Origin of the sequence: Pedobacter sp. 22163 (genome assembly GCF_052045595.1) — a bacterium.
Lineage (GTDB): Bacteria > Bacteroidota > Bacteroidia > Sphingobacteriales > Sphingobacteriaceae > Pedobacter.
Genome location: NZ_JBQEPM010000001.1, coordinates 932,645 through 954,436, shown reverse-complemented (window position 1 = coordinate 954,436; position 21,792 = coordinate 932,645). Strand labels below are relative to the sequence as shown.

Genomic DNA, 21,792 nt, shown 5'->3' with positions numbered 1-21,792 from the left:
TCTGTTTCTAACCCGGGAAGGCTTTAAACATAAAAGCCCCCACTAGATCGGATGAAAATCCAAGTTAGCCGTTCATGTAATAGTGTAATATCCAGTAGATCTGAAAAACAATAAATGCAGATACAGTAATTATTTGCACCCATTTATTGTCTGTTCTTGCCGCAACCAGACAGGCGGTAATATGGATGATTTCCCTGACGGGATATACCTTTAACATCTCCATGTGGTAACCTGGCCCTTTAAGATAAGTATCGAAAGCATCAAATAAAAATAGTATGGCCAGGATATAGAAAAACCATTTCTTCCGGGATAAGAAATAGGATCTGAAATCCTTATAATCTTTCATGTCCTCCGGAAAAAGCAAAGCGGCCAGGGTATAATAAGTGATTACATATATCACTAAAAAGAGGTAAATTAAAAAATCCCAATGTTTTATCTCAGTTAAATGAACTTCAAACCACCAGAAATATACCGTACTCAAAAACATATAAAAAGCCCACAGGAGGTGAACAGTGTATACTTTGAAGCGGTCAGGGTGCTCAATAATTTTCACTACGCCCTTCAGCGAGTGAGTTATACTCAACCCTAAGATAATGCCTAGAACAGTTTTGATGTGGGTAAAGGTTTCCATGGGGAAAGATTATGAGGTTTATACTTTACCAGAGGTAAGCGGTAAGGCCGATACCAAATATCAGGTTATCAAATTTAACTTTTTCTGATCCATAATCTTTAAAATCATAACTGCCATCTATATTGATCTGATCTATAATATCAAGTTTAAAGTCGTTATCTGAATTAAAATAGTTAACATAGGCTTTAATGCCCACATTTCTTTTAATCTGCTTCTGGATTCCAGCACCGGCCGACCAGCTGAACGAACTTTCAGGTTTGTACCGGTAATAAGGCAATTCTTTTGATCCAAAAACCTCCTGAAAATCTTCCTTTAAATTCAGGATAATTTCTCCTTTGGCTCCAACAGCACTACCAGCACCAAATTTTCCTGTTACAAACCAGTTCCGGGCAAGTGGGATGCTAAAATAAGGTCCGGCATGGATGTAACGGATTCCCATAGGCTGGGTATAATGTCCATCGCTAACCGTAGGTATATCTACATCATTAAATTTTAGGTTATCATCGTTTATAGGAAAACTTGTAAATGCAAACTCTCCACCAATCCCGAAATTGCGGCTAAAAAACCACGCACCCTCTAAACCGAAGTTAAACCCTCCTCTGGCAAAAAGATCTTCAGATTTTGCTGTCAGGTCTTTACTGATGGCCCGGGCATAGCCTAATTTCAATTCCATAAAACTGGGTTTAAGATGTACAGGTACAGGATTGTTGGTTAATTTTATATGTTCTCCCTTATCTTTAAAAATCTTATCTGCCACAATATAACCAAGTTCGGTAGAAAGAATACCAATTCCTGCACCCGCAAGAACATCAGAAATCCAGTGACGGTTGTTCAGCTCTCTGCCCACGGCTGTTGCAGTAGCAGCAGTGTATGCACCTACACTATAGAGCGGGGAGCGGAATTGGCCATATTCTTTATGCAAAAATGTTGCGTTCATGAAAGAATTGGCCGTATGCCCTGAAGGATAGGAATTGTTTGAACTTCCATCTGGGCGTTCAACTTTTGCGGTGTATTTTACCGTATTTACAACAGAGGCCATAATCACTGCGGAAAAAGCATAGGAGACCAGGGCCCTTCCCATTTTATTTTTTCCCTTCACGCCGGCAGCATTTAATCCAAGTACCGCAACTACAGGGGCGTATTGTAAATAGTCGTCATAATGATATCGAAAAGTAGGTAGGTAGCGGTTACGGAAACTGCGTACATCTTTTCTTATTCCCCAGGTGGCCGCACTTCCTGCAAGCAAAAGCGCTGGTACTGCAGCAATCCTCGCTGGCTTAGAATTCCAAAAGTTATTTTTGATGATAACCGAGTCCAATACCTCGATCTTTTGTGCGTGTACGTTTTGGAAAATAAAAAGGATATTGAGGAACATAACCCAAAAAATAGTTCCCGCCTGTGTGAGGTGAAAGTTTCTTGATTGCATTTTAATTTATCTGATTATTAAAGATAAATTTTTTAATTATGCTTTTTGATTTTTAGTCAGTTTTTTTAATAGATCTCCGAGACGTCCAGTCAGTTCGAATCAGTTAAAGTTGGTTTTTCTTGCAGCCATTTCAAGCCTTCCTCTGCCTGTGTGAAAAATAGAATTTCAGAATGCTTTTCCTCATTTTCTACACTCTTCTGCGCCGATAGCTGGCTGAAAGCACTCTCAGACAATATCCAGGCGAAAAATTTTAAGCCTGCAAGTTCCATTAACGGCAACCAGATGTTGGCTGCCCAGTCAGATGCTTCAGACCACGTTCCAGGTACCAGGCGATTGTCATTGAACACCTTGCTCCGATGGTTTTCTTTTAAATATTCTATCATAAGGGAACCTCCGTGTTTTACGGTATTCATGTTCTGGTACCCTGTCCATACTACATACATGATATCGCTACCTACGGGACAGTTTATGCTGATATGTGTATCCCTGTAATAGCTTTTGGTGCGTATATCCGGATCTATAGAATCGCTGCTGATCAAAGGTAATTTGAAGGAAAACACAGCGCCATTGCCAAACGAACTTTCTATCCAGAAGCTTCCCCCATGACGTTTTATAATATCAGCGGAAATATAAAGGCCAAGACCAAGCCCATCAAAACGCGTGGAAGAATTGTCTGCCCTGTAGTAGCGTTCGAATAACTGCTTAAGGTGTTTAGACTTTATTCCGATGCCATAATCTTTAACTGATACGATGATGTTTTCATCGATTACCCGGGCACTGATTTCAACCGTTTTGGCATCAGGCGAATATTTCACCGCATTGGAGATAAAATTATGAACAACCTGCTCCAATCTGTACTGGTCTCCTGTAAAGCTAATATTGTTTTCGGCCTCTAATAATAACTGATGAGAGGGGTAGATTTGATGCATTTCGGTAACAACATCAGTAAGCATAGCTGAGAAATTAAACGTTTTTGAGTCAAAGATCATTTTTCCCGCATTGATCTTACTTACATCCAGCAGATCGGCAATCAGTTTTTCCAGGCGGCTGAGCTGCCCGGCTGACCGCTCCAGATAGGTTTTTATTTTTCCTTCCCCAACCATTCGCAAGAGCAGCTGGTGAAAACCCTTACTGGTAGTCAGCGGAGTTTTTAATTCGTGGCTTGCTATAGAGATAAATTCATCTTTTCTCGCTTCACTGGTTTTCTGTATTTGGATATTTGTATTGGTCCCCACCCAGATATCTGATTTACCTTCCTGCCTGACTAGTCTGGCGATTGCTAGATGCCAGTAATAATTACCATCAGAAAAAAGAAGACGGAACTCGGTTGTGTATTCGTTGCCGCTTTCAAGTGCTGCCTTCCATAAGTTGATGCTTGCTGCCAAATCATCTTTGTGTACAAAGGCAGTCCAGCCATAAGCTAAAATCGTTTCTCTGGATCGACCAAAATCCCGGCAAACGGTATCATTTACATAATTGATTTCTCCGGACGTGTCCGCTGTCCAGATCTGTTGTGGAATCGCATTGAGCAATAATGTTGATGAAGGTTGGTCCAGACTAGTATCTGAATCTTGGTTTTTTGTATTAGGGCTTTGGTTTGAGCCCTCTTGATTTGCATTGCTGTTTTGCGGATTCATGTTCAAATTGTAATGTTACCGTTTGCTGACGGATGATTATATCCCAATCCCGATATAATTTTGGTCTAAGGTACCAAAAACCAAACCAGCCAGGCAACAAAAAGTTTGGTCAGACTGTAATTATTGGATGTTTGCCTGTTTAATGGATTAGTTTTAACCAATTTACAACAAGTTGGTGTGCCAGATTTAGGCTTGACGACTTACCTCGCGGTAAGTTTTTCTTGAGCAGCTTCGACTTAGCAATAGACATATTTCAGCAAAACTTTCTGACGAAGACAATTAAGACAGGGCGTGGCGCAGATATAAGACCATAGTTAACCCACAATAACATTTACAGTAGCTGTCTTTTCCTGGTTGTAAAAGAATTATTCCAGCTAGTTTACAATTGTTTTTAGGCCCTTTCATAGCGTACCAGATTTCAATGCAGATTTTGGTTGCAAAGGAGGAAAAATTGTAAAATTACCGGCAGGTTAAAAAAAATAAGCTTAATACACAGTGTTTGGCATATAAGTGCAATCGTTCTAGTGATCGATTGTGGAGAGATGGTGATACAGCATAAACTGGACAAATACAGAATGGGTTATACTCATTTCCGTAATGCTTAGAAAAAATAACCTGCAATTGCCCTTCTTTTTTGAAATTAAAGCAGCTGCAAAGCGGAGTGAAGATGATTATTTATAGCCGAAACCTTTTAAAGTTGGTGGTGCTGTGTCTAATTTAAAAATACTGCCAGAATAATTTTAAATTATCCTGGCAGTATGCTAACCTGGTTAGCTTATTTGCAGCTTAATTGGCATCCCACCATAAGCGGTCGGTAATTTTTGCCTTTTGTTGTGGCTGTGGATTAGCGGTGATTTCTGAATTTGGATATAAGACTCTCCTTGGGATATCGGATAGGGCATTTTTAACTTTGGTTAGGGCCGGATAACCGGTACGGCGCCAATCGGTAAAATTCTCTGGGTTGAGGAAATTTGATATGAACTTTTCTTCAATGATCAGACGTAGTGCATTTGAAGAATTTAAGGTACCCCTCGAAGAAAGATAGCTGTCAATATCGGAAGTAGCTACTCCTAGTTTTTCCATGTGCTGCTTGATGCCGTCCTGGTAAAATGGCTGAGCAGAGGATGCTCCCGAAACAATAAAAGTTGCTTCAGCCTTTAAAAATAATGCCTCGGTATAATTTACCAGGTAATTATTGGCATTGGCACCCGCGTAAAAATCGGCAGGGATTGAGTAAGCCTCAAGACTTCCAATTTCGTCTAAACCAATCTGCCGGCCCGTATATAAACCGGTTTGTTTGGCGGGTTTAACCATTTTACTTAATCTTGGATCGTTTCTGGTAGTAAAAGCATCAACAAAGGTATTGGCAAGCACAAATGTAGTACCTGGTAAAAAATTTTGCTGCCATGGATTTTCTGCCCCTGCTGCCCCACCGAAAGCAATTTTAGCATCATCATTATTACTTTGCATACCATTAGTTAGTGCAGTCAAAGCCAACTGTGCCTGCGCAGCAGCCGTATTTCCTGGTGCCTTGGTCAGGTGCATGTAGTAGCGTGCCTTTAAGGTATAGGCGAGTTTTTTCCATTTTGCCATATCACCCGAGTACATCAGATCGTCACTGCCAGGAGCTAAACCTGCATTGCGACCGATATCTGCAATCCCATCATCTAACAAACGCTGCAGCTGGGTATATATCTGTTGCTGGGTATCGTAAACAGGATTGGCTACATCAATTCCCTTGAAAGCCTGGCTGTAGGGGATATCTCCCCATGCATCGGTTGCGTAGCCCAAAGTATACGCAGTAAGTATTTTAGAAATCGCAGTATAATTAAAATTGCCGTTTGCAGTTGCTTTAACATTTAAGAGGTTTAGGTTGTTCAGTGTGCGCACGTATACGTTGCTCCAGTCACCGTCCATATCAATATTGTACATCTGATAAGTGCCAAAATTTGGTGCTACCTGGTTCAGTGCCATTACCTGTAGGTATTGTTGTAGCACTACACTTAAATTCCCATCACCGGATGCATTGATGTTCTGGGAAATCAGCATCTGTACTGGTGGCAGCATAAGCGATTCTTTAACATCTATCGGTCTGTTGGGGTCATAGTTAACATCTATGTATTTTTTGCACCCGGCAAAAGCCATCATAAATGCAAAACTTAAAATGAAATATATCTTTTTCATGTTGATTCTTTTTTATGTATTGGGCCTATAATGTTAATCTTAAACTGAAATCTACCGAGCGGGATGTTGGGGTTGAGAAAGAATAGATCCCCTGAGATCCGTTTGAAGAACCAAAAGAGCTTACTTCCGGATCGCCACCTGTAAAGTGTGGTGCATATATCCATAAATTTCTGCCCGTAACCTGTAAGCCAATAGTTTTGAAAGGCGTTTTTTGCAGCCATGTTGGGTTTAGGTTATAACCTATGCTAACATTTCTCAGTTTTACATAAGTACCATCCTGGATAACCGATTCCAGTACGCCATTGGCCCGCTGATAATAGGCCTGTCCTGAAACCGATACTGTATTTGGCAAACCTGTAGTCGCATTTACACCTTCAACAACACGTGGACCACGGTCTTCGGTAACTTTTGGTGTGCCATAGAAATAGCCGTAACCATCCACATTGTTCTGGATATCGCCTCCCTTTTTCATATCAAAAGAGAAACTCAAAGTAAACTGCTTATACTTGAAATTATTAACAATACCGCCCATCCAATCAGGGTTAATATCACCGATTATACCTTGTTCATCTGCAGCAAATGGCAACCCATCATTGCCAATTAACAGTTTTCCCTCACTGTTTCTGGCATAACGCGTACCAGCGATTACCCCATATGGCTGGTTTGGAAAAATGGTGGTAAATCCGTTGTTGAGGCGTTCCAGATTACCGCCTATCGAAAGGACCTTATTTCTGATCCTGCTGTAATTCAAGGTTAGATCCCAGCTAAAATTCTCCGTTTTAATGGGTTTTGCATTTAAAAGCAGCTCGATACCCCTGTTGCGCATTACGGCTGTATTTACACTCGTATAGTTAAACCCTGTTGACGGTGCCAGTGCTACAGTGGGAATGATCCCGTTTTTTGTCTTTTTATCGAAATAGGTAACCTCCAGGCTTAAACGGTTTTTAAAGAAACCTGTTTCTAAACCGATCTCAAATTCGTTGATCCGCTCATTTTTTAAGTTCGGATTGCTTAAAGTTTGACTGATCAAAAAGCCCGACTGCCCTTGATAGGGAAAGGCAATGTTTCTTACCGTCTGTGATTCGTACGGCGTAAGCAGGTTATATGGCCCAATGCTGGCATTCCCCACTGTACTGTAGGATAATCTTAATTTCCCAAAGCTCATGATATCCGAAAGTTCTTTCGAAAAGAAATTGGAAAAGATAAAACTTGTAGCAGCAGAACCATAAGGATAAAAACTGTTGTTTTTGGCCAGTACAGAAGTACCGTCGTACCTTCCGGTAAGGGAGAGGATTAAGAACTTTTTATAATCGATATTCGACTGTAAATAGAACCCTATTTTTCTGGTCAGATAACTTGTTTCCTTAAAATTTATATTTGATGTAGATCCGATATTATCAAATCCCGGAACGGTTATACCCAGGCCGTTGGCATAGGCATTTTCGTTATAGGTTGATAATATGTTGTTGCCCAATAGCGCATCAATGGTAAAATCCCCAAAACTTTTGTTGGCACCGATCATCAGGTCATTGTTATATTGTCTGAAATTGGTGTTGTTGTTTACGATCCGGCCATTAGGGTTCGAAACCGAGAGTAACGATTCATGATATTTGCCCTGTTCAACATAAACATCAGCTCCAAAACGTTCAGTAATGGTTAGCCAGCTCAATACTTTGTAATCTGCATTAAAAGTTGGTAAAAACCGGTTTACTACCGAGGTATTGCTGATGTTATCCAATACCCAATATGGGTTGTTCCTGGAAAAACGGAACAGCCTCTGCGTGCCGTCGGGGTTGAGGGAAGGCTGTAGATTATAAGAAACCGGAGCCGTAAAAATAGTCCATACAGGGCTTTCAAGGGAATATCCTTCAGGAAGCCTGTTGTTCTTGGTATTGGCATAGTTGAGTGAGAAAGTAATATTGAGGTCCTTTAAGATCTCGGTGCTGAATTTTCCAAAAACGGTATTCCGGTCAAAAGAAGTGCCGGGTACAGTGCCATCCTGCGCAAAATTGGTATAGGAGAGGAAATATGAGCTATATGCGCCACCACCATTTACGGCTACTGTGTTGGTATATGTTTTTCCGGTTTTAAAGAATAAATCAGACTGATCATATACCTGTGCTGGCTGTCCGTTTATTTTTAAGGTATCCATTCTTGCCCCCCAGGATGTACTTGTTTTTTGGTTCACACCATCAAAATATACACCATTAGATCCTAATGAATATTTATCCTGAATTTCGGGCAAAAGTGGTTTCTCCATAGAAAATGATGATGAAAAACTCAACGAAGGCTTTTTATTCAGGCTACCCGCTTTGGTTGTAATGATAATTACCCCTTTCGCACCATCAGATCCATATAGTGCGGTTGCAGCTCCTCCTTTGAGTACATTGATGCTTTCAATGATATTAGGATCCAGATCTGCAATCCTGTTGGTGCCCGGGCCAGAATTCAGGTTTCCGGTTTCATCATTGTTTACTGGGATACCATCGATAACCATTAAGGCTTCATTGTTTCCGTAAAGGGAATTGGCTCCCCTGATCACAATCCTGGATGAACTGCCTGGAGTGCCCGAAGAACTTGTGATCTGAACACCCGAAACCTTACCGGCCAGTGCATTTACCAAATTAGGCTCTTTGGTCTGGGTCAATTGCTCACCTTTTACCTCTTGAGAACTATAGGTCAGGTTACGTTTTTCCCGCTTTACACCTAGTGCAGTCACTACAATTTCGTTTAGGCTCTGCTGGTCGTCCTTAAGTACAACCACAAGATTATTTTGCCCTTTATAAGCGAGCTCTATGGTCTGGAAACCGATGCCGCTAAATACAAGCACAGATGGGTTTGCGCCTTTAATAGAGAAATTCCCTTGCGAATCTGTAGACGCTCCGAGAGATGTACCCTTTATTTTTACGGAAATGCCGGGCAAAGCTGCCCCCGCTGCATCTGTAATTTTTCCGCTTATGGGCACCGTTTGCGCATGGATCTGTATAAAACAGAGCATGGCTATGGCTAGAAAAGCAATTTTGAGTTTGATCATGATTTTGTTTAGTTATTAGTCAGATCAAATTTAACTGTCTTTCAATGCATGTAGATCGATGATTTTATCATGTATTAACCATAAATTAACAGGAATGTTACATCTTGAACAAGACTGCCGCTGTTTATTGATAAATAATCGGATCTGTTAGCGCTTTTTCTACATAAAGAGAAATTGTATAAAGAGAATAGCTTCCATTGATTTATGGAAGCTATTCTTCAGTAATTAGCGCCTATTTTAATGTAACATCCAGGTAAACAGAATGACGCCCGTATGTTTCGTAAAATGGTTTAAAAACCACATCATCAATAGAAAACTGTAAAGATTGTGGATCACCCTTGATTGATTTGCCAATATCTTTGGCCTCCAAGGTTACTTTACGCCAATCTTTTCTGGCTTCTGGTTCCTGCGCTGCCAGCAATATTGGTCCGTAAAACAAACTGGAAATGTTCTGCTGATCCATAACCGGATCAAGGTGGAATTGGAATGGCATCTTTAAATCTACAATATCGCCATTTTTCCAGCTACGGCTTATCTTTAGGTAACTACCTGGCTCAGCATTAAACCTTTGTTCTTTCCCGTTGATTTTTACAAAGAATCCTTTGGTAGCCCAGCCCGGTACACGCACATGGAGATCAAATTTTCCGCTGCCTTTAATTGTCAAACGGGTATGGTCTTCTTTTGGAAAATTTGTTGATTGTTCTACCTTAATCTGGCGTTCTGTCCATGTTAGTGTTGAGGGAATGTACAGGTTCACATAAAGCGCCTGGTTATCTTTACTTTTAAAATAGATTGAATTTTGTAGTTTGGTGCTGCTCTCTATTGCAGTGCCGTTACAGCAGGTAAAGCCCGTCATATCCGCATTGCCAAATTGTTTAACAGATCCTGGCCTGAGTGGTACATGATAGGTATTGGCAGGACTGTTCTCGGCAACAGATGCCAGGATATGATTGTACAGGCCACGCTCATAATAATCCATCAGCTCTGCCCGCTGATCGAAGAGAAACAGGTCTCCGGTCAGTTTTAGCATATTGTAGGTAGCGCAGGTTTCATTCTGCCCTCCTTCAGAGAAGCCGTTTTCGTACAAGGTAGCTGGTTGGGCAATAAAACACTCCGCATTGGCAGGATTACGTGCACCTGCAACACCTCCGATACTGTACATGTAATCGTCTACCATTTTGTGCCAGAAGTTATCTGCTATATTATAATATTCAGGTTTATTGGATACCCGGTACATTTCGATACTCCCTACAATTTGGGGTATGTGCTGATTGGCATGCAATCCACGAAAAATATCTACGTTTTTGGCCAGTCCATGCGAATGTGCTGTATCACCAAAGAAAACCTTTATATTATCAAACAATTGTGCTGTTTTGAGGTATTTCGGATCATTTGTAATCTTATATAAGCGGGCCATTACATCATTCATGCCACCGTACTCGCCGGCGATGTAAGTATTCCACATTCTGATAAGCGTTTCCTGAGGCAGCTGGTTTAAGCGGGTATACACCCAGTCACTCATGTCGGTAGCTATTTTAAGTGATTTTTTATTACCACTTACCTCATATACGTCTATTAAGCCAGCCAAAATTTTATGCAAGGTATAATATGGCGCCCAAACCTGGTTCTTCTGTCCTCCGTACTTAGCTCCGTTTTCTAACATGATAAACTGATCGGGAGGGTATGCGCTGATGAATCCTTTTCCCCAATTCCAATAATCGGTACGGATGCCCGATGCACTAAGATCTGAATCATAATCTGATTTGCCCGGGCCATGGGGTACAGCGCTTGGATCAGATACCGAGGTGGAAGCTGAATTTTTAGGGTTCCCTGATAATTGCGATAGTTCATAGAGTGTATTGATCATATACTCCATTTTTTTTGAGAAATTGGCCTGTAGTGCCTTGTCATATCCAGTGCTGGCATAGGCCTGGGCAATTGCCGAAAGGTAGTGGCCTGTGGCATGCCCCCTTAATTTGGTATCTTCACTGTCCCATACCCCCAAAGGTTTTGCTCCTGCTGGTTGTTTCTGGCCAAAAGCCTGGCGGAACATGTAAAGGAAGGAGTTAGGGTCGGTTTTAGCTAATGTTTTGATAAATTTATCGCGGTTTTCGATAAATTTGGTTGTATGGCCATGAACGTCCGCTTGTAGAGAAACCTTATTTAAAGCAAACGACTCTAGCTTTAAGGCTGGTGTAGCTGATTTTTTAAATGCTTTTACGGTTACAAATGCCTTAGGTTGAAAAGCCGTTCCTGCAACACGCCCTGTAATCGTATAACTTCCGGGTTTCAAAACACCACTATTATCAGTCGGAGAAGGCCACAGCACACGTACTTTCGGGCCTTTCATCTTATTTTGGTAGGTACCTGTTACATAACTGGGTAATCGTGGTAAACTTCCTACTTCTGTTTCCACCTGAATATCTGATACATGAGCTAAGTAAGTATTATAAAGCTGTGGTGTGCCTGAAGCAAACTTTGGAAGATCATCTTCACGCTTACCTACATTTACTGTGCTTTCCTGTGTACCTCTTTGTGCATTGCGATAAATTCCGGCAATCTGTCCCGCACTTAAAGGAACCCGATAAATACGGAAATCATGAATCATGGCATTCAGATAGGGGTCTCCCGGTACCAGCGATTTTCCGATATACAACAGGTTTTTTGCAACTGATTGCTGATCGAATACCGTTGCTAAATCCAGGGGGGGATTCTTAACTTCGGCTACAGGCTTGCTGTTCACATAGGTTACCATAGATTTTGATGGAATATCTACCACAATAGTAATATAGACCCATTTATTCAGTTCTAAAGCTGGCGAAACCGCTCCGTTTTTATTGTTTTCCTTTGCGGTAATCAATGTCTGGAAACCTTCCTGAGCATTTGTTCCAACTGGCGCCGCAAAAAAATGCTTGGTTCCGTCCTTCCCGAAATCAAAAAAACGCTGGCCGGGCTGCTTCGAACGGAGGTATATCCATCCTGATATGCTGAGCGATTCTATATCTGTTAACGCTTCTCCTGGAATAGTAACAAACGAATTGTTATCGCCAGAGAGCGACAAAACCTTTCCAAATCGGCTGTCGTTAATAAATTTGACCCCGTCGCCCTGAAATTTTGCATGAAAATTATTGCGTGACCAGTCTTTGGCATCTCCATTAAAGATATAACGCGCACTCATTCCCGTTTCACCGATTCCGTCTAATATCTGGTCTCCATTTTGTGCATGGGCAGTGGTGATCCCCATACCTAAAAGAGTAGCGAACAGGATGGTACGCAAGAATACTTTGTATATTTTCATGTTTAAATCATTTTATCAATAAGCCCTTTTTAGATCTGTTTATATCAGGATATTTTATTCCCGGATCTTTCGCTAAGCGTAAATGAATTTAAAGAATAATGAATAAAAACAATCCTTAAAATTCATCGATAAAACTATGAAGAAGCCCTGTATTTTTATGCTTCTTTTTTATCTGATAGCTACTAGATTTTAACAAGTACTAAGGCTCGGTTTACTTTTTAGTTTTCCAACCCGCTAAATCAAAAACACATATTAGGTGCTTGGTTAAAATACTAATGTTATGCATCAATATACAACGGAAATCTAGGTTACGCTTCGTTTATATTTACATCCTGATCCATCAAGTCTGGTTTTTATAGCCAGGATATCAACATTAATTATGAAAAACATTTATCTGAACCTCTTCATTCTTTTTCTCCTATGCTGCGCTTTCCAATCTGTAATGGCGCAATCCCTGCATTTAGCCAGGGGGCAGGGCAATCCTGTTATACCAGGTTATTTTGCAGATCCAACGGTGAAAAAATTTGGAGATACGTATTATATTTATGCAACAACCGATGGCAATGGGGGCGGATTTGGGCCATCACAGGTATGGACTTCAAAAGATTTTGTGAACTGGACCATGCAGGATATGAACTGGCCAACAACCCATCATTACTGGGCGCCGGATGCAACACAGGGCCCTGATGGAAAGTATTATCTATATTACTGCCAGCCCGTTGAAATATTCGGTGCGTCTTCTGCAACACCGGTTGGCCCGTGGACATCGCTTTTAGCACCCGGAAAACCAATAGTTTCAAATTTCATGGTACCCAAGGTGATTACACTTGATGGGCAGACTTTTAAAGATGACGACGGAAAGTATTATATGTATTGGGGTACCTGGGGCATTTATCCGGGCCATGGTTGCGGTGTTGGCTTACTGAATGCCGACATGAAATCGTTTTCAAAACTTGCTCAGATCCCGAATACCGATGCAAAAGACTTTTTCGAGGCTCCATTTGTATTTAAAAGAAAGGGTGTTTATTATCTTACCTATTCATCCGGGTATTGCGAAGATGGAACCTACAGGGTACAATATGCCACTGCAAGCAATCCGATGGGACCTTTTAAGTATGCCCAGGATAATCCGATCCTCGCCACAAATGGCGATGGAACGGTGCACGGGCCAGGGCATCAGTCTGTTCTGCAGCAGGGAGATGATTTCTACCTGGTTTATCACCGGCATAATAACCCACACAACGATGGTGGCTATCACAGGCAGGTAGCGGCAGATAAAATGATCTTCGATGAGAAAGGAAACATACTGAAGCTGGTACCTACACACTCCGGAATTGGCTATTTGGCAAAAAATGCAAATCCCCATCCCAATCTGGCACTGGGTAAAGCCGCTGTGGCTTCTTCAGCTTATGATCTGGATTTTAAACCAGAATTTGCACTCGATGATAATAACGGAACTTTATGGAAAGCCAAAAACAATATCGGTCCTTCGTGGCTCCAGGTAGATTTAGGCAGGGCTTATAATGTTAAAAGTGTGCACACTCAATTTGAATATGCTACCTGGTACTATCAATACAAAATCGAATATTCGCTCGATGGCAAAACATGGCGGCTGTACATTGATCGGAGTAAAAACACGCAACATGGAAGTCCGATGATCGATTTCGGAAACGTTAAGGCCAGGTATCTGCGTACAACAATTTTACGGACAGAATATCCAGGCTTAAATAAGGCGATATGGAACATTAAAGTTTTCGACAATGCCGAATATAATCCGGTGATGAACACCAGTATCAAAAAGTGGGAATCTTTGCAACGTTTTGAGCCGAAGGGACTGTTGGTGGACCTAAACTTTGATAACCTTCGTATAGGATCAATAGCAGCCCATGTTCAAAATAATGGAAAATTAGCTGGTGTGTTTTCTGCTAACGGAATAAATAAGCCGGTTACTTCAATGATAGGTGGAAAGAAAGTTTTGGTTTTCTCTGGCACAGAGCGCCTATCATCATCCGTTCGTGCGCCTTCATCTATGCTGGGGAACAGCAGTTATAGCGTGAGTATGTGGGTGCTGAACCCAGAGATCGGTAAAGAAGAAACAATCGTTTCGTGGACAGGTAGGGGTGGTGTTAATTTAAGTAATGCTGCGGTTGGTTACGGGAATAGTAAAGGTGCAGGCGCTGCCACTCATTTGGGCTGGGCCGATTTAGGATATAGGAATTTACCGAAAGCAAATGAATGGCATATGATTACCATGGTTTTTGACGGAACAATGGAACGCATATATGTTGATGGGAAATTGGATAGAGCAGAAAGAAGGATGCTTTTCGTGAATAATCTTACCAGGTTTCTTGTTGGCGGAAATGATGATGGAACTTCAGGGTTTTCTGGTGCGCTGGCCGCTTTGAAAATTTATGATGTTCCATTAACCGATACAGAGATTAACAAAGCTTATGCAAAAGGATTAGACAATAGTACAGCGGTATATGCAGATGCGAAAAATCTTGAATATGGGAATTTAGCAAACTGGACCAACAATGGGGCCGCTTTGGGAGAGTTAACGTGCAAGGGAAATGTAGAAGTTGCCGATGTTAATGGAAAAATAGCTGCTGTATTGGCAAATGGTAGTAAAATCATCATGGGAGATAGCATTGCAAAAGAGGTCGATTTTTCAAAACCATTCAGTGCTGTTTTTTCGCTTTTGCCTGCTGTTGGTTCAAAAACAGATTTGTTTTTTGGTAAAGGAAATAAAGCGGTAAGGATAGTGGGTAATGGAAAATGGCAACAGTTAATCTGTTCTTTTGCTCAGGGCAAGTTCCAGGTATTTATCAACGGTAAACCGACCAGTTATACACTGGTCCGTAATAATCAAAAAGATCAGCGTATTTTGATTGAATCTTCTGGCGGAGGACCAGGTGCCACAACAGCAATATCATCAATTTCAATATACAGTTATGGCCTTGATCATAGTGGTTGCTTAAAAGAATTCAATTTTTGGCAACAAACCTTGGGCACAGGCAACTTAAAAGCGTCATTTACCTCAAAACCATCAGCAGTTACGCCAAATATGGTCTATATGGTTGCAGATAAACCCGAACTGCCAGGCAGTGATCTCGAATATCTTTTTGAAAACGATAAAGATAAAGGGGATTCAAAATGGTTAAGGTCATCAGATTATATAGATTTTTCGGTACTTCCACAAAGCAGTTATAGTTATACCGTAAAAATCAGGGATAATTTTGGAAATGTTACCCAAACATCTCTTCCCTTTGCTGTTAGAACAGATTCTTCACAATTTGTGATCAGAAAACAGCGTGGATCAGCCCTGTCGGTTCCGGCAGCAAATGATGGTTTAAAAGGAACTTCCTGGGATGGCTTATTGGGAAATGCAGATACCGTTACACAACAATCTGGTATCCTAAAGTTGGTTTCGCACAACACATTTTGGGATGGATCGGAAGCAACGGGGCCTTTTGCCTACAATAACGTGGAGGGTGATTTTATTGCCGAGGTAACGCTTTCGGATATGCTGGGGCTCAGGGAGAAGAAAGCTTATGGTGCAAATGAGGCAGGTATAATGGTTAAAGCTTCTACAAATGGAAGAATGCTTTTACAAAACGGCATTATGCCAGGCTGGGGCGTTGGAAATATTGTTACCAACCTTGGGAATGGTGGCAGAAGGCAAACGAACAATCTCTCGGGATGGGCTTTTTACAGGCATCTGCAGATACAGCGGGCAGGAAATACATTTTTTATGCGTGGTAGCAGTGATGGAAAGGCTTGGGTAGATCTTCCTGGCAGTCCGGTAAAAAGAGATGATTTGGAGAGTATTGGCTTACAGGTTGGTGTTTATCATGCTACCTATGGCGATGCTTCTGGTGATGCATCCTTTAGCGGTTTTAAGATTATCCAGAAGAAATAAGGGAACATCGAAACGTTGGTATAATGCTTTGCTATACCAACGTTAAATGCTTATTATTTTGTTGATGCTTTTACATAAGGGATATTCTTGCCATAATAAGCGTCTGCCGGGATGTGATGGCCGGGATATACCTGTGCAAGAATATCGTATAAGGTAGGATCATAAACTTTTAAATCATCGGGGCTTTGCACCCTGATATCCCCATCATAAAACCCATAGTTAGACCAGAACCACCATTGGCTTCCTTCCGCCCAGTATTCTTCAACCGTATTAACGGCGTACTGTCCTTTGTAAAGCCCTTTTTGTTTGGCCGCTTCATAAGCCACCCGAATCTGCCCGTAAAGCGTAGGGTCGGCTACACCTAGGGCCGCCATTACATTGTGGCTCCATTCATGTACCAGGATATTTTCTCCGTAATACCTGGTTCCGGGATAGCCCAGGATATTTTCTTCTGCACAGGAGGTTTGTATACCACCCATTCCGCGCGCACGTTGGTTCCAGTAACCCTTATCGGTCATACTGGCAATTCCTCCGGGTTTGTTGTAATTTTCCCGCTCAGCAGGGGTTAGCCGTTTATCAGAAAGGGCAGGTTTTTTCCAGTTGCTGTATTCCGGAAGATCGGTCTGCATTTCAGACCAGGCCATGATGCTTAAACGTGATTTCATACGGATCATTGCCATACGCACATCTGGTCGTTTCAGTAACATGTAATTGATCACGTCACGGCCAACCAATAGGGCAATATCGGTAACCTTTGCCGATGAAACAACAGGAATGCCAAAGGCGTCGGTATATTTTTGGTAGAACTTTGGATAATGAAGCGAATCGGGCGGACTGCTGATTGTAAGTTGCTCAAAGCTGGAGATTATTGCTTTCTCGATTGGCTTGTTCTGTGCCTTAATGTTGTTTCCGACTGCAAATATGGCAAGGGCTAAAGCTGCTTTAACAAGGTAATTAGTTGGTTTTGACATTTGATTATATACAATGTTTCGGGTTTGGTGCACGTTATTTCTTTTGTACCACAGCTTTAATTTCTGCCAGCGTGGTGCCTGTAAGCTTAATTTGATAAGGCCATTGTTCGTCGTTTTCATCTTTTCCATCGGTAATGTGTTCCCAGTGTGTAGTTGGTGCCCCACTTACCACAAGCCATAAATATTGTGTGTTTTTTGGTAAGGTAAACGTGGCTGAGCCTTCGCTGTTATTGTAGATTTTTCCATAAACACGTTCACCATTATATTTTACCGCAAGGAAACTGTACCGCCAACCGGCGTAAGCCAGGTTTACTTTTCTAAACCCATTTGCTCCTGCCAAACCTTTAAATTTTAGTTTAATTGCTGTTCCTTCTTGGGGTGTATTTAATCTTATGCCGTTATATCCGTAGTTTTGTGGACAGTTGCCCGGCAATATCCGGTACCAGGCATCTGGTAATGAATCTAAAACGGTTACATGTTGGTTAGCATATGTTTTTGTGGCTTTTTTAGCCTGGTCTAAATCCCAGGTAATAAATTTAGCTGCAGCCTGATGCATTTCATCGTTAAACTTTTTCTGGCTGGTTCCCGTGATCCGTTTGTAGGCCATAACCGCATCTTCGCCTTTTAAAGCTTGTTGCCACAGCTTGCCAATAAATTTAATTCCATGTTTGTTGGCCCAATACTCCAATACATATGGCGAGTGATATTGATTGGTTTCGTGTAGAAAGGCATAATGCGTTTTTTTTAGGTAGGCCTCCAAATGATAATTTTCAAAAGTCATCCATTCCGGATAAACATGCCAGAGCATAAATTGGGAGGTCATTTCGAAAATAGACTGCCCACGGCTTCCATTAGCTGCCGAAGTAAAAGCCCAGGCTCCATCGGCATTAACCAGGTATTGAAACGAGTGGCCAATTTCATGCGCCAATGCACCAAAAGGAGCTTTGCTGATGCGGGCCAGGGGAGTCCAGGCAATTCCTATTTTGTTTTCTTCGCCACCACCAAATGCTGTGCCTTCCTTTCCCTTGAATACGAAAATCAAAAGTTTGTATCGATCGGTTACAGAGTTCCCTTTATTTACAAAAGCCAGCGTATCCACATAAAAATTGTAAAACCGGTCACATTCTTTTAAAACCTGATCCATATCCAAACGGGCAGCAGGATCAGCATTTTTAGAGAGATCCGGCCCGAACTCTTTCGACCAGAAAATGGCGATGTTGTTTGATTCAACCATTCTTTTGTAGCTGAATTCGTGTTCATCATTGTTGAAATCATTTCCTTCAGGAACCATCCAGATTTTAGGTGGAAGGTATCTTTTTTTGATACCGAACTTTGTACCTGATGAATTTAGACCCATTTCCTGGCTCCATAAACTGTTGCAGAAAGTTACACTTAAAAATAGCAATAAGATGAGTACTGAGCCCTGTTTTACGAAGGGAAATGCTTTTTGTTTAGTTAATATTTCAGTCTCTGATAGGGTATAACGCATATTGAATAGGATATTGACGGTTTAAAAAAAGAAAAACCCAGAATCGTTTTGCCGATCTGGGTTTTATCTTTAACTAAGCTAACTAAGGTTTTTTAGTAATAGCAGGTATTTGGACGGTTACGGTATAACTGCCTGCTGATAATGCCTTAAAACCAAAAAATACCGGATTTGCATTTCTGTTTTCTACCGTAAACCTTGCCGGGATCCGGTAATAATTTCCTGTTCCGTTATTTCCATCCTTAATAGGAAAACCGTTTGGCAGATCTATAAACTCCCATTCGAGTGCAGTTGTTGTTCTTACCACAGAGAAATATGGGTTCATTTGCGAAAAATTACCTCTGTCTCCTCTGGTTACGATTTGTCCGGCAGAAGGATCAAAGGCAGTACCATTCTTATCTAGAAAGACAAATCTGATTTTATTGGGGCCTTTGCTGTCGTAGGTGATCGTTACCGGTAAAGGGGATTGAGCACTAAAACCCGTTTCAGTATCCGGATCGGAAGTTGTAAAGAAGGGGCCGGCATCAAGGCTATAATGTGCTTTAGGTAATAATTGTATCTTGCAGGCATTTAAGATATCGCGTGTACCTTTAATGTTCGTTACCTGAACATCAATAACATAATTTCCGGTAGCCACATTTGCTGTGGCTTGCGATAAGGATATTCTTCCGCCTATTTCACTAATTTCTAAGGGAAGGGCAGGTTTAAGTACAATTTTCTTGTTCACAAGCGCCACTGTCGAATCTGCACTGGTAATTTGGCCAAGAAACTGCTTGATGGTAAATTCTTTAAGCATATCTGGTGCTGGTTGTCCGGTATCCATATTTCTAACAGCAAGTAATTTTACTTTCACCGGACCCGTGGTGCCATCTAATTCTATTGCTTTAGAGTTAACTACGTTTCCCTGGGTAGCAATAAGCGGATTTGGTGTATAGTACATGTAATCGCTGATAAAGCCTTTACTTACCTTTTTGCAACCCAATAAAATGCCCACTAAAGCAAGAACAGATAGTGATGAAATGATAAATATTTTTTTCATGATTGTTTCTGTTGCGATTCCTTAGAACCTGATGAATGTATGGGTATTACTTAAAACATGAAGCATTCCGCCTGATGAGGGTTCTATGCCTGTAGTTTGGCACTGTGCCTTTAAATCAATATTAGGATCATTAGGCTGGGCAGTGCTGTTTGGTGGGTCTAAACCTCCTCTAACCTTAATGTAGTAGAGGTAATAAATTGGGCTGGACGACCATGATTCGCCAGGTTTTGGCTGCAAGATTCTTTGAAATGCAGTTTGGGTACTGGCAGCATTGGCTACAAGGGTAGGTTGTAGCGGTGCGGTGGTAAGCTCTATGCGAGATTTAGATAAGTAAATGCGTAGTGAATCGGCTTTCAGATCATTATACATGTTGGTTAAGGTATAAGTATTATTCTCATTGATGAGTCTAACCGAATCTCTTTTAAGCCTGATGTAGTTATTGATCGAATAGTTGGTTGGTGCAAAGAAAGTTGCAGCACCGTTTACTTCATCTTTCATGTTATAATGATCGATAACCATTATGAGCGTATCGAACAAATGATATTTGTGTTGTTTTAAATATTCATAAGTGGTTAAGGGGCTTTTTGCCTCACTTAAACCCCCATCTGTTAAATAACTACTCTTTTTGCAACTTGTAAAATATGCCAGCCCCAGGCTGCATATCATAAAATACAACAGTTTCTTTTTCATGTTTTTATAACTTAGAGCTCCAGAAAGGAGTTTGAGTCAACTTTTTGTTAATGTTCATTAATGCAGGATCAAGCGGCCAGTAATATTTACCCGCATCAAAATCAGCTTTGGTCATTTTTTCCGCGCCGAATTTCATAACCCCTGTTTTTTTACCCAGCCTTACCAAATCGTAGAAGCGATGCCCTTCCAGGAAAAGCTCTCTTCCACGTTCGTCTATAATACCTTCGAATAAGTTGGCATCAGTTCCAACCCAGTCACCTAAACCAGCAATAGTGCGTACTTCATTAAGTACCGTGCGCGATTGATCGAACTGGCCTAAAGCCGCAAGTGCTTCTGCTTTCAGGAGTTTAATGTCGGCCAGCCTAAAAATGATGATGTTGTTATGGGCCACAGCAGTAATTACGTTTTGTCCGTTAATATAGGTGATGTTGGCATACTTAATACAGAGTGGGTCTGTAGAATTGGTTAGTGCAAAAGCAGTCTTAAATCGTTTATCATCAGCATTGCTATAAAGCGTATTCAGGGTATTAATATTGAGTGGAAAAATTGAATTATCTGTACGCGTTGTTAAGTAAGGGCTTTTAAGGGTGTAATTGGCAATTCCCCCGGCACTACCCTCATTTTCATCACTCTGTGCAATTTCAAAAATGCCTTCTGTAGATTTTCCTTTGTATATGCTGAGGTAATTATCCCTGTTTACATATTGATAAAAATTTTGGTCAATTATTTTATCGGTGGTGGCATTACAGTTCTGGTAATCGCCCTGCCAGGCATACAAATGCGCTAGAAGCGCATAAGCTGCTCCTTTATTGGCCCTTACGGCCCTGTTTCCGGCGTTGGAATAATCCCAGCTTAAAAGGTTGATTGCATTATTTAAATCGCTTAAGCATTGTGTTATCACATCAGCAGCCTTGCTACGCGGCAGGTCTACTGCCTCTGTTATTGCGCCTGTTTGGGTAATCAGTGGAATATCGCCCCAAATTCTGGTCATGTAGAAATAGTTAAACGCCCTTAAAAAGTAAGCTTCTCCCAGTAAATTATTTTTGGCATTTGGCGATGAGAATTTGTCATCGGCGATGGTGGGAATGAATTTAATGCAGCGGTTAGTCTGGTCTATGGCACTGTAAAAAGTATCATATCTTCTCATCTGCATCATCCTGTCCCAGGTTTCGGCCGATGCAACAGAAATTGCCCACTCCATTCGGGAAATATTGTCAAATCTGTAGGCGTTTGCTGATGCAAATTCATCTGTAGGTAAATCGCCATAAGCGTAGAAAGCTAATCCATCTGCTTTATTAAGCGTTTTCCTAACCAACGCGTAACCTGCTGCTACAGCTTTGTCAGCGTCATTTTCATTTTTCCAGAAAGTTAGGTCGGTAGATACGCTAATGGGTTTCTCATCTAAAAATTTTTTACATGAGCTTGCCATGCCCATCCCGATTACACAGCATATATATATAGTAAGTCTTTTCATTTT

The 21,792-nt window shown here is 41.3% G+C and carries 12 protein-coding genes; 1 reads left to right on the top strand and 11 read right to left on the bottom strand.

The genetic code is table 11. The features are described 5' to 3' along the window. Positions 1 to 64 precede the first annotated feature (64 nt). The 6 genes from ACTJKN_RS04000 to ACTJKN_RS03975 all read right to left on the bottom strand — a co-directional run bounded on the left by ACTJKN_RS04000 (position 65) and on the right by ACTJKN_RS03975 (position 12,210). A complete protein-coding gene (locus ACTJKN_RS04000; protein ID WP_440822859.1) occupies positions 65 to 631 on the bottom strand; it encodes a hypothetical protein in 567 nt (188 codons plus the stop codon). 25 nt (positions 632 to 656) lie between these two features. Beyond that, complete coding sequence (locus tag ACTJKN_RS03995; protein WP_440822858.1) at positions 657 to 2,057, bottom strand: phosphatase PAP2 family protein; 1,401 nt, start codon at positions 2,055 to 2,057, stop codon at positions 657 to 659. Positions 2,058 to 2,146: 89 nt separating this feature from the next. After that, positions 2,147 to 3,694, bottom strand: a complete 1,548-nt coding sequence (locus tag ACTJKN_RS03990; RefSeq protein WP_440822857.1) for an ATP-binding protein — start codon at positions 3,692 to 3,694, stop codon at positions 2,147 to 2,149. A 786-nt stretch (positions 3,695 to 4,480) separates the two neighbouring features. Further along, complete coding sequence (locus ACTJKN_RS03985) at positions 4,481 to 5,878, bottom strand: SusD/RagB family nutrient-binding outer membrane lipoprotein (protein ID WP_440822855.1); 1,398 nt, start codon at positions 5,876 to 5,878, stop codon at positions 4,481 to 4,483. 25 nt (positions 5,879 to 5,903) lie between these two features. After that, entirely contained in the window at positions 5,904 to 8,912 is a 3,009-nt protein-coding gene (locus ACTJKN_RS03980; RefSeq protein WP_440822854.1) for a SusC/RagA family TonB-linked outer membrane protein, read from the bottom strand. Between the two features lie 232 nt (positions 8,913 to 9,144). Then, positions 9,145 to 12,210 (bottom strand): beta-L-arabinofuranosidase domain-containing protein, encoded by a 3,066-nt coding sequence (locus ACTJKN_RS03975; RefSeq protein ID WP_440822852.1) that lies wholly within the window; start codon positions 12,208 to 12,210, stop codon positions 9,145 to 9,147. Positions 12,211 to 12,589: 379 nt separating this feature from the next. Between ACTJKN_RS03975 and ACTJKN_RS03970 the strand changes: the two genes are divergently transcribed. Beyond that, on the top strand, positions 12,590 to 16,129 hold the full coding sequence (locus ACTJKN_RS03970) for a family 43 glycosylhydrolase (RefSeq protein WP_440822850.1): 3,540 nt from the start codon (positions 12,590 to 12,592) through the stop codon (positions 16,127 to 16,129). A 53-nt stretch (positions 16,130 to 16,182) separates the two neighbouring features. On the opposite strand, the gene ACTJKN_RS03965 is transcribed toward ACTJKN_RS03970, so the two are convergent. The 5 genes from ACTJKN_RS03965 to ACTJKN_RS03945 form a co-directional block, all read right to left on the bottom strand. Continuing rightward, entirely contained in the window at positions 16,183 to 17,100 is a 918-nt protein-coding gene (locus ACTJKN_RS03965) for a glycoside hydrolase (RefSeq protein ID WP_440822848.1), read from the bottom strand. A 34-nt stretch (positions 17,101 to 17,134) separates the two neighbouring features. Beyond that, entirely contained in the window at positions 17,135 to 18,589 is a 1,455-nt protein-coding gene (locus ACTJKN_RS03960) for a DUF6055 domain-containing protein (protein WP_440822846.1), read from the bottom strand. 82 nt (positions 18,590 to 18,671) lie between these two features. Then, on the bottom strand, positions 18,672 to 19,625 hold the full coding sequence (locus ACTJKN_RS03955; protein ID WP_440822844.1) for a hypothetical protein: 954 nt from the start codon (positions 19,623 to 19,625) through the stop codon (positions 18,672 to 18,674). A gap of 21 nt (positions 19,626 to 19,646) precedes the next feature. Beyond that, positions 19,647 to 20,315, bottom strand: a complete 669-nt coding sequence (locus ACTJKN_RS03950) for a hypothetical protein (protein WP_440822842.1) — start codon at positions 20,313 to 20,315, stop codon at positions 19,647 to 19,649. A gap of 4 nt (positions 20,316 to 20,319) precedes the next feature. Further along, on the bottom strand, positions 20,320 to 21,789 hold the full coding sequence (locus tag ACTJKN_RS03945) for a RagB/SusD family nutrient uptake outer membrane protein (protein WP_440822841.1): 1,470 nt from the start codon (positions 21,787 to 21,789) through the stop codon (positions 20,320 to 20,322). Positions 21,790 to 21,792 lie beyond the last annotated feature (3 nt).